Raw genomic sequence first — 17,059 nt, 5'->3', positions numbered from 1 at the left:
CCCTGCCCTGACTGGTCTTTTCAACCCTGTGTCTGCTATGCGGGCACAGGCTTGAAAAGATCAGCAGACCCCTCCGGGCCCGCTCCCAGATTTTCCTTATCCTCGGGAGGTAACGATGAGCAGTGAAATTCCGGTCAAACAGATTGACCCTTCCTCCGACCCCTCCAATAAAAACAACAAAGGCGAAACGGTCGAGCTCTACGCAAGTCGCAAAAAGATCTACGTTAAGGAAGTCAAAGGCTTTTTTCAGCGCATTCGCAATGTGAGCCTGACTCTGCTGATGAGCATGTACTTCCTGTTCGTCTGGCTTACTCTGGATGGCCAGCCGTTAATCCACTTTGATTTGCCTGCCCGGGAATTTCATCTCTACGGCGCCACTTTCTACCCGAAAGATTTCATCCTGCTCTCCGGCATGCTGATCATCTGTGCCTACGGACTGTTCTTTATCACCACCCTGTTTGGCCGGGTCTGGTGTGGCTACACATGCCCGCAAACAGTGTGGACTTTCATTTTCATGTGGGTTGAAGAACGCATCGAAGGTAGCCGCAACAAGCGGATGAAACTGGACAAGAGCCCCAGCAGTTCAGGAAAGATCATCAAGAAGTCCGCAAAGCATACTGTCTGGCTGCTGATTGCCCTGGCGACCGGGCTGACCTTCGTCGGATACTTCTATCCCATCCGGGAGTTGATCGTTGACCTGTTTACCCTGCAGGCCAACGGCTGGGCCTATTTCTGGGTCGCTTTTTTCACTGTTGCCACCTACCTCAATGCCGGCTGGATGCGCGAACAGGTCTGCCTGTACATGTGCCCATACGCCCGCTTTCAATCGGTTATGTTTGACCCGAATACCAGGGTTGTTTCCTACGACCCGAATCGTGGAGAACCCCGGGGCGGCCGCAAAAAAGGCGTCAAACCTGATGAAGCGGGCCTGGGTGACTGCATCGACTGCGGGCAATGTGTTCAGGTGTGCCCGACGGGTATCGATATCCGGGATGGCCTCCAGTACGAGTGCATCGGTTGCGCACTGTGTATTGATGCCTGTGACGAAATCATGGAAAAGATGGATTATCCGAAGGGGTTAATCAGTTACACCACCGAAAACGAGCTCGAAGGGAAGCAATCGAAACTGCTTCGTCCCCGCACCTTCGGTTATGGCATTATGCTGGCGCTGATGATCTCTGCCATCATCGTGACCATTGCCACCCGGGTACCGGCTCAAATGGATGCTCTCCGCGATCGGGGTGCCCTGTTCAGCTTTAATGGCCAGGGTCGTATAGAGAACTCCTATACCCTAAAAATCGCAAACATGTCGGAAGTCCCTCAGACCTTCACGCTCTCGGTCGCCGGCCTGGATGACATTCAGATCCTTACCGAGACTCGCGTAACCGTCGCCAGCGGAGAGAACCGCTCGCTGCCAACCGTGGTTGATGTTCCTCCCGAGTCAATCTCTGAGTCCAACAACGAGATTCTCTTCAAGGCGGTGTCCGAGACAGATACTTCCCTGATTCTTGAAACTGAAAGCCGTTTTGTCGGTCCAACGCGCTGACCTGAAGGTTCAGCGCTCCGACAAGATTCATCAATGAGATAGAGATTTATGACTGATCAAGCTCCCGTAGCACCCTGGTATCGACAGCCATGGTTCTGGTTCCTGACCATATTCCCATTGGCTGCGATCATCTGGTGCATCTTCATGATCATCGTTGCCATCAATACCAGAGACCCGATGGTGACAGACGATTATTCCAAGGAAGGTCGGAGTATCAACATGGACATTGCCCGGGATGAAAGGGCTACCGCCCTCGGCATGGTCGCAGAGCTGGACTTTGAGGGGCGTGACCTCTACATGTCGCTGGAATCCAACGAAGGGGTTGCTGACTTTCCGTACCTGGTTCTCAATCTGTACCATCCGACGCTCTCGGAAAATGACCGCACGATCCAGTTCCAGGCTACTGGCAATGGCCACTACAGTGGCAAGATGCTGGAAGACATCGACGGCCGCTGGTATTACGACCTCCGCGGCCCGAGCAACGAGTGGCGCCTGAAGGGAGAAGCCTGGCTGCCTGCGGAAAATGGACTGAAGATTCAAGCTAAAGACGCCAGCCAAGGCTAATGCCAGTCGATTGTTTTCATTGCGGTGAGCCAGCCAGCGGCGAACCGCCCATCATTCTTGAGTTGGATGGCAAAGAACAGCATTTCTGCTGTCAGGGCTGCAAAGCCGTCTGCGAAACCATCCATCACGAAGGCCTTACCGGATTCTATGCACTGCGTACGGAATCCGCAGTTACTCCCCGCGAGCTGACCGCTTCAGAAGAAGCCCGCCTCCGGGAGCTGGACCACCCGCTGGTGCAGCAATCCTTCGTTGCGCCAGTTAAAGGTGGTCAGGAAGCCCAGTTGCTGATCGGTGGCATTACCTGTGCCGCCTGCATCTGGCTGCTTGAAAATCATATGAAGCAGCAGCCCGGCGTCCAGGCATTCTCCGTCAACCATACGACCCAGCGGGCTCGCCTGGTGTGGGCGTCGGATCAGACGACGCTCAGCAACCTGCTGATTGCTATCCACGAGTTAGGCTACACTGCCCGACCATACCAGCCGGACGAGGCCGAGCAAGCGCTGAAGGCCGAACACAGATCCATGCTGATCAGGCTGACACTGGCCGGTGTAGGATCATTCCAAAGCATGATGCTGGCCTTCCCCCTGTATTTCGACATGATTACCGAAGTCGATCCGCAGTTCGTGACTTTTTTCAGGTGGTTCAGCCTGCTGATTGCTACGCCGGTGGTGTTCTACAGTGCCCGGCCCTTTTTCCGCAACGCCCGCCGGGATCTGCAATCCAGACACCTGACCATGGACGTACCCGTAGCGATTGCCATAGGCCTGGCCTATGCCGCCAGCGCCTGGGTCACGGTGTTTGGGGGCGACGAAGTGTATTTCGAGTCCGTCTGCATGTTTACCTTCTTTCTTCTCCTGGGCCGTTTTATAGAGGTGCAGGCACGCTACCGGGCAGGCCTGACCGGTAACGCCCTCGCCGGCTTTCACCCGACTGTCGCGGCCCGGGTAAACGGTGAAAACACAGACATTGTTCCTGCCCACGACATCGTTGCTGGCGACATAATTCGCGTACGCCCAGGCGAGACCCTGCCCGTAGACGGCAAGATTGTCAGCGGTCACTCCACCCTGAACGAAGCAGCTTTGACCGGGGAATACCTTCCTGAATCCCGCGGGCCCGGCGATACGGTACACGCTGGCAGTATCAACGGTGAAAACCCCCTCGATATTCGCGTGGTGAGAGCCGGTGCAAAAACCCGGCTGTCCGGCATACTCCGGGTGCTGGACCGGGTTCAGTCAGAAAAGCCTAAAGTAGCCAGAATGGCGGACCGGATGGCTGGGAAATTTGTCGGGCGCGTACTGATCCTGGCACCCGTCGTGTGGATTGGCTGGTGGCTGGCCGGTGCCGATAACGCTTTCGACATAACCCTCTCGGTGCTGGTAGTCACCTGCCCCTGTGCACTCTCTCTGGCAACGCCCACCGCCATCACCTCTGCAACCGTCAAGCTGCGTCGTCTGGGTTTCCTGCCAACCCGGGGGCACACTCTGGAGTCGATGAATGATGTTGATACCATCGTATTCGATAAGACCGGCACGCTAACAAAAGGCGAACTCAGCCTGGTTGGTCAGGAAACGACCGGAACGCATGATGCTGAAACCTGCCTCAGACTGACTGCCGGGCTCGAGCGGCATTCAGAGCATCCGATTGCCAAGGTATTCCGGGATTTTCCCGCCGCCGACGTTACCGGGGTGATCAATCATCTCGGCGGCGGACTCTCAGGCTGCCTCGACAACAAAAACTACTTTGTTGGTCACAAGCCCTTCGTTGCAGAGCACGTTAAACAGCCGGCGCCCGAGCTTCCTCCCCATGAAGGCATGGAAATATGGCTGGCAACGGACAGTGAATGGCTGGCTTGTTTCCGACTTGACGATCAACCCAGAGAAGACGCCGCTGCGGCCATACAGGCCCTGCAACACGAGGGGATCCGGACGATCCTGCTAAGTGGTGACCGCTCGGGACACGTCGCCAGCATAGCCGAACGCCTGGGTATTGAAACTGCTATTGGCGAAGCCTCACCGGAACAGAAGCTTTCAGTGCTTGAACAACTCCGCGCCGAAGGCCGACATATCATGATGGTCGGTGACGGCCTCAATGATCTGCCATCCATGGCCGGGGCTGGTGTGTCAGTCGCCATGGGCACCGCGGCAGACCTGACGCAGCTGAAAGCGGATGCAGTGCTGTTGAACGGACAATTGCTGCAAATTGTCGAAGCGTTGAAAACCAGCCTCAAGACTCGCCGGATTATTCGTCAAAACCTGATCTGGGCTCTGGTTTACAATCTGTGCGCCCTGCCACTTGCGGCTGCCGGGATGGTTCCACCCTGGCTGGCAGCGATCGGCATGTCAGTGAGCTCGCTTATCGTCGTTCTGAATGCTCTCAGGCTTGGTATTGCGCCTAAACCCCGGCAAGATCCCGGAAGTGCCCCGGTTGGCGCCCCGGCCGCGTCCTGATACCGTGATACAAATCCTTTTGTGGAGATTTAACCGTGCAAATAGTCATGATCCTGGTACCACTGGTCCTGATCGTGGTGGGGCTGGGTGTCCTCCTGTTTTCCTGGGCGGTCAAAAGTGGCCAGTACGATGACCTGGAGGGACCGGCCCATCGGATCCTGTATGACGACGACAAGGACATGATTCCCGAAGAAGCCCGTGTCGATAAAAAGCCTGACGATGAGGAAGAGCCGAAAAGCTGATGTCGCCAGAGCTCTATCTCAGTTACTCGAGTGCTTTCCTGATCGGCCTGCTCGGCAGTACCCATTGTCTCGGTATGTGTGGTGGTATCAGTGCCTCGCTGTCCATGGCGCTTCCGGTCGGCAAAGGATTCCGTGTTCGTCAGACCTTGATGCTACTGGCGTTCAATGGAGGGAGGATTGCCAGTTACGCCGTTATCGCCGCACTGATCGCCCTGCTCAGCACCTCCGCAGTCAACCAATGGTCGGAACTGGGAACAGCCCTGAGAAGTCTGGCGGGGCTCCTGTTGGTGCTCATGGGGCTCTCCATGGCACAGTGGTGGCAGGGTATTCGCTATATCGAGAAAGTGGGTGCCCCGGTCTGGAAACGTCTGTCGCCCCTGACCCGCCGTCTGTTACCGGTCAATCACACCGGACAGGCGCTCGCATTGGGGGCGCTCTGGGGCTGGCTGCCCTGCGGCCTGATTTACAGTACGTTAGGTTGGGCAGCTCTGCAGCCTACCGTTGCATCGGCCGCCCTGACTATGGTCTTTTTCGGACTCGGCACCCTGCCATCCATGCTGGCTACTGGGTATGCGGCAGGTTGGGTGAGCAACCTCAGGGGCAATCCGGCTTTCAGGCGAATAACCGGCACGCTACTGATTATCTTCGGGCTCTGGAGCCTTCCCTGGGCTGCGCTGCTACCCAACTTCCATTAATCAGAGATTCAGCACATCCAGCCGGCCGAAGTTACCGGTTTCCTCGGCACCACCCACCTGGACAACAGCCTGTCGTTTGCCACCCAGTCGTTTACCTTCCTTGAAGTCGTACAGGTCAGTATCGGCCAAATGAGACGGCTCCACGTTACACATGGCCCTGAACATGGTTTCAAGGCGACCGGGGTGCTGCTTATCCCAGCTCTGGAACATCTCCTTGATTACCTGACGCTGAAGATTTTCCTGGGAGCCGCAAAGATTACATGGAATGATCGGGTATTCCCGCAGCGACGCGTAGCGGGCAATATCTTTCTCACGGCAGTACGCCATTGGACGAATAACGATATTGCGACCATCGTCGCTGTGCAGAACCGGAGGCATGGACTTCAATTTGCCGCCATAAAACATGTTGAGGAACAGGGTTTCCAGAAGATCATCCCGGTGGTGACCCAGGGCAATCTTGGTCACTCCGTGTTCTTCTGCAAAGTTGTATAGGATACCGCGACGCAACCGCGAGCAGAGACCACAGGTCGTCTTCCCTTCCGGCACTTTTTCCTTAACAATACTGTAGGTGTCTTTTTCGATGATGTGATATTCGATACCCATCGACTTCAGGTACTCTGGCAGAACTTCCTCCGGAAATCCGGGCTGCTTCTGGTCAAGGTTTACCGCGATGATTTCGAACGATACCGGGGCGCTTTTCTGCAGGTTAAGGAGAATGTCCAGCATGGCATAGGAGTCCTTGCCACCGGACAAACAACACATAACCTTGTCACCAGCTTCGATCATCGAGAAATCGGCAATGGCCTGCCCGACCTCACGGCGCAGACGCTTCTGCAATTTGTTCAGTTCCAGCTTCTGACTGCGTTCGAGTTCATAAGCAGAAGACGGTTCAGGAGGGGTGATTGCTGCTTCGGACATACCAACCAGGTTCATAAGGAAAATGAACGACGGATTATACGCCTCCCATGAGGCCAGGGACAGGATACAGACATGGATATGTTGCACTCATCAGACCAGATTCCGGGCAAACGTGAACTCAACCGGATCCGGAACCGCCAGGCCATCCTCTCCGCCGCCCGTGAATGCTTCAGGGACAAGGGTTACGATGCCACCACCATCAGGGATATTATCCGTCAGACTGATCTGGCTGCCGGGACCTTCTACAACTACTTTTCAAACAAACAGGACATTTTTTCAGACCTGCTCACCCACTTTTTTACCCAGCTCAACGAAAGCCTGAGCCAGAATCGGCGTCAGTCGAATAACACCCGGGATTTCATCCACAACGCCTATCTGGCTCTTTACACCGCAACGGCAAACGACCCTCTGGTCTACGAACTCGCCCACCGAAACGCCCGGGCGCTCGAAGAGCTCTTCGGTTCGGATATCCTTGGCCTGACAATGCTGTCGCTGGAAGAAGACGTTGGTGAGGCCATCACCCGGGGGTTGTTACCAGACGTCGATCATACCTACCTGTGCTCTGCTTTTTTTGGGGTTGCCTACGAAACCAGCATGACGGTCGCCCGGCGCGCTCACAAGCAGCCAGATACCGCCAGTGAGGAAGCATTGAGGGCCGCCAACTTCTCCACCAACCTGTTTCTTGGTGGTATTCCCAAGCTGGCCAGCCTTTCCTGAGAGGCGTGAGTTGCCTAGTATGAAGCCATGATTACAACAGAAGCCAGCAGACAACAAGCCGATACGCCGATCCAATCGGATTCCGGCACGATGCTCGATGGCCATATCCAGCTCATGCTGGTAGCTGTCGAGCACGAACTCAGGGCCGCTAAAGAAGGCATCAGCGAGCTGGAGTTGATCAGAGCGTTGCAGCGAGCGCCGTGGGAACTGATTGGCCAGGTATCATTCCATGAACCCGAAGCCCTGTACCCGGTCCATTTCCTGCTGTTTCATGTGCTCTACCAGTTGCGGGATCAGTTGGCCGAGGGTAATGAACAGTTGCACATTTCTCCCTTGAATATCCAACTGACTCCACAGGATACAGTTGCAGGAACCGGCCTGCCAGATAGCGTCGATGAGCTTCGCCAGTTCTACCTCGATCTGTCCCAGTATGAACTGCCGGAATCAGCCATTCACAAAATGATGGAGGACTTCTGGGCTGGTCGCAGCCCCGCTGCACTCGCCCCGGAAGACATTCAGCAAGCTGCGGAAACACTCGGATTTGAAGGGATCCCGCCTGAATTCTCCATCGTCAAACACCGTTTCCGTAGGGCCGTAATGTACGCTCACCCGGACCGGGGCGGTGATACGGAACAGATTCAGCAGCTCAACCATGCATTCTCGGTACTCAAGGCCCACTTTCAGACGGGCAAGCTTTAATGACGCCAATCCAGATTGCCTCCAAAGTTGTTTCAAGGAGCATGACATGATCTACCGACGTTTTCTGAACGCTCTCCGCCCTGCACTGTTTCTGCTAGTGGCCACTCAAGCATCCGCCGATCTGGTTGTGCTTCAGTATCATCATGTGAGCGACTCAACACCATCATCAACCAGCACCTCCCGTTCGCTCTTTGAAGCGCAGCTCCGGATGATCTCGGACATGGCATTGGAGGTAGCTCCGCTTGAAACCGCAACTCGTGAAGCTCTGGCTGGCGAGGCTACTGATGAGCAACTCGTGGCCATCACCTTTGATGATGCCTACGAGTCGGTTTACGCCAATGCAGCGTCCTTGCTTGAATCCTTCGGGTTCCCCTACACAGTCTTTGTAAACACCGAGGCCGTAGGCCGCCATGGCTATATGACGTGGGAGCAACTGTCGGAGATAGGCGCAAAGCAGGGAGTCACGCTGGCGAATCACAGCGCCGATCACGGCCACCTCGCACGAAAGCCCGGTGAAGCCGCAGCAGGTTGGGAGTCACGGGTTCAGAGCAGCCTTGATGATGCCCAGGCAGCACTGAAGCAACGGCTGGGAACCAATGTCCCGATGGTCGCCTATCCCTATGGCGAATTTGACGGAGCGCTACTGGAAAAGATCTCGGATCGGCGATGGTACGGCTATGGCCAGCAATCAGGCGCCATCGGCAAGGACTCAGACCCGAGACGACTGCCCAGATTTCCTATGGCCAATGCTTATGGCCAACTCGACAGCCTGAAAGACAAGCTCAGAAGCAAAGCCTTCCCTGTCGATACGCGTCAGTTCCCGGACGGCATTATTCAGCGGAATCCTCCGAAACTGACATTTACTCTGCCCGAGTCGATGCCCCCATCCCGGCTTACCTGCTTTGCGTCCGGTATGGGCGCGATCGACTTTGAGGTAACCGATAAAGGCATGATCGAGGTCATGGCCCCCAAATCCTTCAGCAGCAGGCGGTTCCGATACAACTGTACCTATCCTGCCAATAGTGGCCGGTTTTACTGGATGTCGCAGCAGTGGCTTGATCTGGCGCAGCCAGAGGACTGACGTCGGAAGTCATTCTTCCTCAAACATCATCAGGCCCAGCTCACCCTGGTTTATATGAGGGATGGCCCTGGGCCCGCGGGAGCTTTCAATAACGTCCTGGGTCATCAAATCCTCCTCCCGGGTAAAGACAAGAATCCAACGTTCGCCCTGCCCCGGGAATACGGGCACCCACGCTTCAAGGAAACCTCGGCGATGCCAGTTTTCCGGCTCATAGCGACTGACAATATCCGTGACCAGCCTCAGTGGTTGGAAATTACGGTCGAGAAACGCCAGCGAGGGTACAAAAACACCGTCCCGGGCAAAGGACCGCAATCGCATCACAAAATCCGGCCGGGTTATGACGCTGGACAGGGCAATCAGGTGGTATGGACTTTCTCCGGTCACGAACTGATGGGTCGGTGACTGTGATGCAATATCAACTCCGAATTCCCGCCCTTGTTGCCATTCGGTATAGCCCTCAGTTTCAAGACCTTGGCAGCAGCTTCCGGCAAACTGCTCGAAAAAGTTGCCGGTACCGTTTTCAACGCCCAACAGCTCAAAGACTTGCGGATCATATCCTTCGACCGGTTCAGTTGGAACCAACTCCGGGCCGGGGTAGTAGACACTGGCCTGAGTAATCTCAATGGGAGGTGGGACCAGCCCTTTTTCAATATCCGAACGAACATCAGGCCGGTAGTAGCTGACCCGGACATTGCCTTCGGCATCCCGCCAGGTGAAGTAAGGCTGGCGTTCGCCCGGCCGGACATAACCATCCTTTGCCAACTCGTCAGCGTCGGGATAATTCTCCAACGTGTATTCCGATTCTGCGTCCTGAGGCTGTTCTTCCAAATCGCGTGCGGACGCCTGATCGTCGGCTTCGATAATCGGCGAATACCTCACCCTGCCCTGTTCATCAACCCAGGTGAAATATCCTTCCCGTTGCGAAACCGTCGAACCGCCCACCTGGCAGCCAGCGAGCAGTATCGCGACGGGTATCAGGCCAGAATATCGAACGTATCGGGAACGAATCATCGTCATGCAGTTGCCGGAACTCTGTCCTTATGTCAGAACTTGGTTCTGAAGCTTAGGCCCGCCATCACAACCCGGAGTGAGGTTTTGATATCAAGGCCCGCATAAGGGTTGTAGATAATATTGGTGATGTTATCGCAGTTTACATTGCAACTGGTGTCTGCCGGGATCGTCTCAATGGACTGCAGGTAGCTTAGATTCATATCGATTTCTGTGTCTTTGTCCCAGCGGTATCCCATCCCGATGCTGTATAGGTTTGCACCGCCGAATGGAGCCATCACCTGGCGCTGATCATCCGGTATCACCGAATCACGGATTTCCACCCCTGCTCGCAGGTCCAGCCGCGTCGATGCGTGAAACTCCGCACCAAAGGCCCATGTCCACTGGCTTTTGAAGCCCAGGGGCAAACGCAAAGTATTGGACGTTGCGTTATCCGGTGACAGTATTTTTGCAGCATTCAGAAACTCAAGGTTTCTGTCAAAGCGAAACACAAAGGCATCCCACTGAGCGTAATCCGTCCAGCCTATATCAGCATTCAGCGTCAGTTTCGGGTGCACATCCACGCTGATACCGGTCTGGAAATGCTGAGGATAGACCAGATCCATGCTGACGTTACCGGCTTCCCTCGGGGCACCTGACGGCAGGCTCAGAATCGCCGAGGTAATGGCTCCGAGTACCGAGCCGTTCACACTCTGCCAGAACCCGGACCAGTCATCCGTATACTCAATCTCGAAGGTACCCTTCATGTTCATGTCAGCTTCAGAGGTATAACTTGCCCCCCAGCTGAACCAGTCCGTTGGCTCCCACATAACCCCCAGGGTATAGGTGGGTGACAGCGTTTCCTGAACGTTAATGCTCAAAGCACCGATGTCATCCCACGGCCCCACATTGCCTCCACACAGTGCCAGCCAGGGCTGTAGCGGCTCATCGCCGCTTTCGCAGTTAAAAGCATCCTGCAGGACTTCAGCCACACCGAGCAACATGTTCGGGGCACGCATGTACTGATCAGCGGCAATCCCCATATGGGAGAGGTGGATACCAGCACCGACCGACCATTCATCGTTAAGTTCATAACCCACAGAAGGAGACAGGTAGGTTGTACGTTGCAAGGCGGTGGCTTGCGGCTGGTAGCGTCCGGGGTCATCTTTATCCCGATAAAAACCGGCCGCGAGCGGAAGATAAAAGGCATTCGCAAACGTCAGCTTCGACCCAGGAGGGTTGATACTGATTCCGGCTGATGGGGCAATAGCAGGCCCCGGGGGAGTGCGCAGGATTCCAAATCCCGGAACGAAGAGAGCAACGTTGTTGGTGTGGCTATGGGTATTGGCTACCGGATCACGCTGTTTGCCCGTACGCGGATCTGTTTCCAGGCCATCAATACCAAAAATTTCATACCCCTCCGGCGCGATGAAATCAGCATCAATATCCAGGTAAACACTCATCAGGTTTACTTCAAGCTGGCGGTCGTCCAGCCTGGTCAGACCCGCAGGATTATAGTGAATTGCCATCACCCCGGGCGGGTCAGCGGTAACGGCATTCCCCAACGCCAGAGCCTTCGGGTGAATCGTCAGGTTCTGGGCAAACTGGGCCTCGGCACCACACGAGATGCTCAAGGCCATCAACGCCGCAAGAGTCTGCCTTTTGTGGCTGCAATGTGCCATGGAGTCTTTCCCTTCCCGTCGAACGTCAGCAGCGTCAATCACTCTTTGAGGCCGGAGAAATTAATCGGCAGGGATATACCCAGGGAAAAGTCCGGGGCATCCTCGGTGAGACCGATACCAAGGCTCGTGTTTACGATGGTGGTGTCGCTCACACGGGTACCCAGGGACATACTCAGGAAGCCCGTCATCTGATCCTGAGCGACAGCCTGCGAGCCGTCGCTGAAGGTCAGAACGGTTTCATCGCTATAGCTGATCTGAGCGGACATGCTCAGGGAGATGTCATAGGAAAGGGAGTAGGCAAATCCTGCAGAGCCGGACAAGCCGAAGCCGGGATCCACCTCAAGCAACAATCTGGCCCCCCGCACCTGCTGGAGATCTTCTGCCGGCAGATTATAGGTGGCACTAACGGAGCCGAAGACCACCACGGGATCCAGCACCTTGGACATACTCGCGCCGCCACCGATGGAGTAATAACCACTCCCGGTAGATAGCTGTTCCTTGATGTCAATTTCGTAGGGGCTGACTCCGGTTTTTGTGGTCAGGGTTCCGAAGAAGGTGGTCGACATCTTGCCGGGAACATAGGCAAAAGGTTGCCAACGGCCGGTAAACGACACATCTCCAACGTCGTATACGTTGAGTTCATCCTCAGTGTCGTACTTCACGACCAACGGGATACGTGTGCCTACCGTAAGGTTGTTCAACAGACCGTAGTCGTAAGAGAAGGCGTTGGTAAAGGTGTGGGTAGCCGACGGTACGATGTCCATGTTCCGTACTGACCCACCTACGATTTCAAGATCCAGCCGCTGGTCGCCGGTGTAGGAGTAATCAAAAGAATAATTAAGCGAATGGGTTCCCTTTTTCTGGAGGGAGTAGTTCTTTTCCGCTGCCTGAAACACTTCTTCCAGCTGCTGGGAGGCATCTTCGTCTCCCTCTTGCCGGGCCAGCGCTTCCCGCGCCTGATCCACACTGCCTTCCTGTGCCAGGACCATTCCTGGAAGCAGACCGGTTGCGGAAACAAGGATAACGCCTCGCACAAACCAACGATTCATCCTGACTCCCTATGATTATATTTATCTGGTTGTCGTCCCGGTGTCTGGTCCGGGGCTTTAGTTGCGACGGTAGTAAAGTTGTTTTCGGGTATTTTCGACCGTACCGTCGGGATTGTTCTTCTGCCGCTCAAGGAGGTTCTGCACGCGCCTCTCTGTGGCCTCATGAAACGCTGGCATTCGTTCGAGGGCCAGCAGCGTCATTGTCTGGTCATCTATAAAACGGAGGTCTTCTTCTTTCAGCTCGAGGTTATCCAGCGGCGTGTCACTTCCGGGAAAAACAATAAACAGGACGTTGTCGTCCCATTTTTCCTCGAACTGGGCCAAGGGAAAGGAGATGTTGCCTACAGAGGGGTCCGCCATGTAGACCCGGCCATCCCTGATGGTCCTGAGCACCACAAAGTGCTTGAAACCGGCATGGTGGATCGGAACGATGGCAGGGTGATCAAGGTCCTTGAGGTCATCGATGGTGGCACGAAAGCCACCGGATGGATAACCCAGGGCCGTGACCAACCGCTTCATATCCAGCATCGAAAACGCACGCCGTTCGACAATCCGATCGCTCTCGCCGTAGTGAAGCAGCCCTTCCATCACCTGGCGTTCTGACAGAGTCCGTCCGACGTAATAATTCAGCACCGTGGTCAGTGCGGCACTGCCACAGCTGTAATCGTAGGCCTGGCGAACAATATTCCGGTAACGTTGTTCTACCAGCGGTTCAACCTGTACGTCTGAACGCAATTTGACGGGACCGGAATCCACATCCTGCTCGATGACAACCGTGCCTTTTTCAAACGGCTCCACCACGGTTGCTTCCTGCACCATAGTGAATGTAAGGATGGATCCGGCAAGTACCAGCAACATGTCCGCGGCAGTCCCTGTTGTTATTGGCAGTAACCTTTGAGCGGGGTTACATATTGTTACGGTAAGATACCGAAAACACCCCGCCCTTAAAGATAACTGTGCCTCAAATCTGCTGGTGCATAAGAGGCCGAAGGGACCTGTTTTGAGAACTGGTTCAACCCCTCAAAGGGAGAACACAAACCCGAGCAGGCTGTAGCTGAACAGAGTGACTACCACGACGCCAATCAGGTTGAGTGCGAAACCGGCACGAATCATATCACCGATCTGCATATGTCCTGACGAGAACACGATCGCGTTGGGCGGCGTCGCCACAGGCATCATGAAGGCACAACTGGCGGCCACAGCAGCAGGAACCGTCAGCAGCAACGGCGACACGTCCTGAGACAACGCCACGGCACCCAGAAGTGGCAGGAACGCCGCTGCCGTCGCCGTATTACTGGTAACTTCAGTGAGGAAGATGATCACTGTGGTGACCAGTGCGATCATCACCAGAGGCGGCAGGAAGCCCGCAGCTCCGAGGTTGGTTGCAATCCAGTCCGCTAACCCTGAACTGCTGATGACCCCCGCCATTGCCAGCCCTCCACCAAACAGCAGAAGAACGCCCCAGGGAATGCCTTTGGCACTTTCCCAATCCAGCAGGAAAACCCGCTCCCGTGTATTCACAGGAATGGTGAACATCGCAATCGCCGCAGCAATCGCAATGCCTGTATCGCTTAGCCACGGCATCAGGCCATTCGAAAGCAGGGGCCTCAGAATCCATGCTGCAGCCGTCAGTACGAACACCAGAGCAACCAGTTTTTCGCCCCGGGACAATGGCCCCAGGGCCGCAAGTTCCTCATGAACACCGCTTCCAGTACCGCCCTTTCTGGACACACCAAAATCTTTGCGGGTAAGCCACCACCAGGCAGCAGCCAACATTGCTACAGTGACTGGAACCCCCAGCAACATCCACTGGGCAAACCCGATATCAATGCCCTGATTCTCAGCCAGATACGCAGCCAGCAAGGCATTCGGAGGTGTCCCGATAAGCGTTGCCATGCCACCAATACTGGCTGAATAGGCAATCGCCAGGAGCAGCGACGCTGCGTAACGGCGAACGCCTTCAGGATTAGAATCGTCCATCATGGCCACCACCGACAACCCGATGGGTAGCATCATGATCGCGGTCGCAGTGTTACTCACCCACATGCTGAGGAATGCCGTTGCGATCATGAACCCGCCTATCTGTCGTTTCGGCTCATCTCCCACGGCCTTCAGCGTCAAGAGCGCAATACGGCGATGAAGATTCCATCGTTGCATGGCCAGCCCAAGGGTAAAGCCACCAAGGAACAGGTAAATAATCGGGTGCGCGTAACGTTCGGTCGCATCACCAATGCTGCCCAGCCCCAAGGCCGGAACCAGGACAATCGGCAACAATGCCGTAGCGGGGATCGGTATCGCTTCAGTGGACCACCAGGTGGCCATCAGTAACATCAACCCAAGAGCAGACCATGCTTCAGGCTTCATGGATTCCGGAGCGGGAACCAGCAAGGTAAACAACAGGAAAAAAGCACCGAGGAACAGCCCGATGACTTGAGTTTTAGGCAAGCCTTCAGCGCTCGTTGGTTGGTTCGAGTCAGACATCTAATACCGCTCCCGGTGAGGTTAATGCGTTGTCAATTCAGATAGCTGGCGGTCATGGAACCGGCCAAGAACAAATAACGCCAGAATGGCACCAGACAGCGCCCATGCCATATCCGACTGGGTATCCCAGATGTAGCCCTGAGTACCAAGAAATGCATCTGCAGCCTGGCCGCTGGCCAGAGCAACCCACCATTCGATGAGTTCATAAAAAGCACTCAGCGCCAGACAAAAGCAGACAATGAAAAACGACGGCCAACCCCGGCGAGCAAAGACCCCGAAACGCAGTACCAGCTCCCGGGCGATCATCGCCGGCACAAACCCCTGGGCAAAATGCCCCAGCTTGTCGTAGTTATTGCGCTCCCAACCAAACCAGTCCGCCAGCCCGTCAAACAACGGCACTTCGGCGTAGGTGTAATGGCCGCCGACCATCAGGATCACGGCGTGGAACAATATCAGCACATAGAGCAGCGGCGTTAACGGGAATCGAAGCCAACACCAGGCTACCAGCACCAGACCGATAACAGCCGGGAGCACTTCCAGCACCCAGGTCATCCGATCCTTGGGCCCGATACCCGACCAGATCAGGACGGCGAGATAAACAAAGGTCCAGAGCAGAACCGGTGCAGACAACCTGCTATTCATACAACCCCCGTCATTCAGCTGATGGTGACTGCGGCGCGATGGTATCGACAGGTTACCGGTGCCTGCAGCCCGTTATTGTACGGATACACAACCGCAAGCCATTAGCGCTCGCGAACCCGGGCACCATCCTCAACCTGCCGGTCGGGATGGCGGATAACGGTCATTCCCGCCTCCAGCCCCTCGGTAATCACCGTATCAAGTCCGTTACCTCTCCCAATTGTCACTTCCGTCAGCACCGCGACCTCATCCTCAACCCGGAACACAGCCTTGCCCTCCAGATGATCGAATATTGCTGACGTCGGAACACTCAGCACATCCCCACCCGACCACAGCACGAAGGTTGCGTCCACCCTGTAGCCATCACCAAGTGTGCTCCAATCCGGTGTCGGGCTGACGATATCGGCAACGACTTTGACCCGCTGCTCTTCCACTCCCAGCGCAGACACATCCTCAAAACCAACCGGTTCAACCCGGCGAACAACAGCTTCAAGCACCTTCCCCCCCCAACCAGAGAGGCGCACGGCCACCCCAGGTGCAAGGTTTACCGCGTCAAAGCTGAGAACATCCACCACCACTTCGAGAGCAGCGGGGTCTCCCACTTCTACAATCGGCTCTCCCGCCTGGATGACTCCTTCACTTTTTCGAACCATCTGCAAGACAGCCCCCTCCACCGGAGACCTCACCCCAACCCGTTCCACATTACCGTTACCGGACGAGCTCGCTGCAGACACTTCAAGCCGGGTTCTCGCGGCCTTTAATTCATGAATCATGACTTCTTCATCAAACCTGGCAGAGCGGAGGATGGCATTGGCACGATCAGCGGCTGACTCCGCCTGTTCTAGACGATCCTTGGAAACGAACCTGTCAGCACTCAGTGACTGCAACCGCACCAGTTCCTTTTCCGCCAGTTCTGCTTCCGCACGGGCTGCTGCAACTTTCTGACGGGTCGAATTCAGGGCCGATTGGGCAGCGGCGACCCGTGCCTCCGCCTCTGCCCGGCTGCGGGCATCAAGCACGCTGGATGGCATGGGATCAACCTCGGTAAGCAACTGCCCCGGCGACACGCGGTCACCGACTTCCAGGGGAACACGGTGGAGGTAACCCGCAACGGGGGACGATACCAGGTAGCGATCTTTCACCCGGGTTTTGCCCTCTTCACTGATCGAGACCTCAAGCTCCCCCCTCGTGACCGTTGCCAGATCAACCCAGACCGGATCGGGACGAAGCGCAATGAACAGAACAACGCCTGCCAGCGATACAACCACCGCCCAGAAGCTCAACTTACCAACAGAACCTTTTGTCACCATAT

The 17,059-nt window shown here is 55.7% G+C and carries 16 protein-coding genes; 8 read left to right on the top strand and 8 right to left on the bottom strand.

Annotation, left to right across the window (positions count from 1 at the left end):
• Positions 1 to 115: 115 nt before the first annotated feature.
• The 5 genes from ccoG to FWJ25_RS06030 are packed head-to-tail and all read left to right on the top strand — an operon-like array spanning position 116 to position 5,494.
• A complete protein-coding gene (ccoG, locus tag FWJ25_RS06050; RefSeq protein WP_149599359.1) occupies positions 116 to 1,546 on the top strand; it encodes a cytochrome c oxidase accessory protein CcoG in 1,431 nt (476 codons plus the stop codon).
• Between the two features lie 48 nt (positions 1,547 to 1,594).
• Entirely contained in the window at positions 1,595 to 2,110 is a 516-nt protein-coding gene (locus tag FWJ25_RS06045; RefSeq protein WP_149599358.1) for a FixH family protein, read from the top strand.
• Positions 2,110 to 4,557 carry a heavy metal translocating P-type ATPase gene (locus tag FWJ25_RS06040; RefSeq protein WP_149599357.1) on the top strand — a complete coding sequence of 816 codons (2,448 nt, stop codon included), beginning with the start codon at positions 2,110 to 2,112 and terminating at the stop codon, positions 4,555 to 4,557. Before FWJ25_RS06045 ends, FWJ25_RS06040 begins: the two co-directional genes overlap by 1 nt.
• Positions 4,558 to 4,592: 35 nt before the next feature.
• A complete protein-coding gene (ccoS, locus tag FWJ25_RS06035) occupies positions 4,593 to 4,799 on the top strand; it encodes a cbb3-type cytochrome oxidase assembly protein CcoS (protein WP_149599356.1) in 207 nt (68 codons plus the stop codon).
• A complete protein-coding gene (locus FWJ25_RS06030) occupies positions 4,799 to 5,494 on the top strand; it encodes a sulfite exporter TauE/SafE family protein (protein ID WP_149599355.1) in 696 nt (231 codons plus the stop codon). The genes ccoS and FWJ25_RS06030 overlap by 1 nt, the downstream gene beginning before the upstream one ends.
• Here FWJ25_RS06030 and ttcA read toward each other — a convergent pair whose 3' ends face one another.
• Positions 5,495 to 6,412 carry a tRNA 2-thiocytidine(32) synthetase TtcA gene (gene ttcA, locus FWJ25_RS06025; RefSeq protein WP_149599354.1) on the bottom strand — a complete coding sequence of 306 codons (918 nt, stop codon included), beginning with the start codon at positions 6,410 to 6,412 and terminating at the stop codon, positions 5,495 to 5,497.
• 72 nt (positions 6,413 to 6,484) lie between these two features.
• On the opposite strand from ttcA, the gene FWJ25_RS06020 reads away from it, so the two are divergent.
• From FWJ25_RS06020 to FWJ25_RS06010, 3 genes are read left to right on the top strand one after another with little or no spacing between them, the layout of a single operon-like run.
• On the top strand, positions 6,485 to 7,129 hold the full coding sequence (locus FWJ25_RS06020) for a TetR/AcrR family transcriptional regulator (RefSeq protein WP_149599353.1): 645 nt from the start codon (positions 6,485 to 6,487) through the stop codon (positions 7,127 to 7,129).
• Between the two features lie 27 nt (positions 7,130 to 7,156).
• Complete coding sequence (locus tag FWJ25_RS06015; protein ID WP_149599352.1) at positions 7,157 to 7,828, top strand: DNA-J related domain-containing protein; 672 nt, start codon at positions 7,157 to 7,159, stop codon at positions 7,826 to 7,828.
• 46 nt (positions 7,829 to 7,874) lie between these two features.
• Positions 7,875 to 8,909 (top strand): polysaccharide deacetylase family protein, encoded by a 1,035-nt coding sequence (locus FWJ25_RS06010; RefSeq protein ID WP_149599351.1) that lies wholly within the window; start codon positions 7,875 to 7,877, stop codon positions 8,907 to 8,909.
• Positions 8,910 to 8,918: 9 nt separating this feature from the next.
• Here the strand turns inward: FWJ25_RS06010 and FWJ25_RS06005 are convergent, their stop codons facing one another.
• The 7 genes from FWJ25_RS06005 to FWJ25_RS05975 form a co-directional block, all read right to left on the bottom strand.
• Positions 8,919 to 9,926, bottom strand: a complete 1,008-nt coding sequence (locus FWJ25_RS06005) for a MalM family protein (protein WP_246166669.1) — start codon at positions 9,924 to 9,926, stop codon at positions 8,919 to 8,921.
• A 26-nt stretch (positions 9,927 to 9,952) separates the two neighbouring features.
• The gene (locus FWJ25_RS06000) at positions 9,953 to 11,578 is read right to left on the bottom strand and encodes an OmpP1/FadL family transporter (RefSeq protein ID WP_149599350.1); all 1,626 of its coding nucleotides are present in this window, start codon (positions 11,576 to 11,578) and stop codon (positions 9,953 to 9,955) included.
• Between the two features lie 38 nt (positions 11,579 to 11,616).
• On the bottom strand, positions 11,617 to 12,627 hold the full coding sequence (locus FWJ25_RS05995) for a transporter (protein ID WP_149599349.1): 1,011 nt from the start codon (positions 12,625 to 12,627) through the stop codon (positions 11,617 to 11,619).
• Positions 12,628 to 12,684: 57 nt separating this feature from the next.
• Positions 12,685 to 13,485, bottom strand: a complete 801-nt coding sequence (locus FWJ25_RS05990) for a C39 family peptidase (protein WP_149599348.1) — start codon at positions 13,483 to 13,485, stop codon at positions 12,685 to 12,687.
• A gap of 162 nt (positions 13,486 to 13,647) precedes the next feature.
• Positions 13,648 to 15,108: an SLC13 family permease gene (locus tag FWJ25_RS05985; protein WP_149599347.1), complete on the bottom strand. Its 1,461-nt coding sequence runs from the start codon at positions 15,106 to 15,108 to the stop codon at positions 13,648 to 13,650.
• Between the two features lie 21 nt (positions 15,109 to 15,129).
• The gene (locus FWJ25_RS05980; protein WP_149599346.1) at positions 15,130 to 15,750 is read right to left on the bottom strand and encodes a DUF2238 domain-containing protein; all 621 of its coding nucleotides are present in this window, start codon (positions 15,748 to 15,750) and stop codon (positions 15,130 to 15,132) included.
• A gap of 101 nt (positions 15,751 to 15,851) precedes the next feature.
• A complete protein-coding gene (locus tag FWJ25_RS05975; protein ID WP_149599345.1) occupies positions 15,852 to 17,057 on the bottom strand; it encodes an efflux RND transporter periplasmic adaptor subunit in 1,206 nt (401 codons plus the stop codon).
• Positions 17,058 to 17,059: the final 2 nt, after the last annotated feature.

Source organism: Marinobacter salinexigens, from assembly GCF_008370345.1.
Classification (GTDB): Bacteria; Pseudomonadota; Gammaproteobacteria; order Pseudomonadales; family Oleiphilaceae; genus Marinobacter; species Marinobacter salinexigens.
Note: the sequence above shows the minus strand (reverse complement) of the source record. Positions and strands in the feature narration are given on the sequence as shown.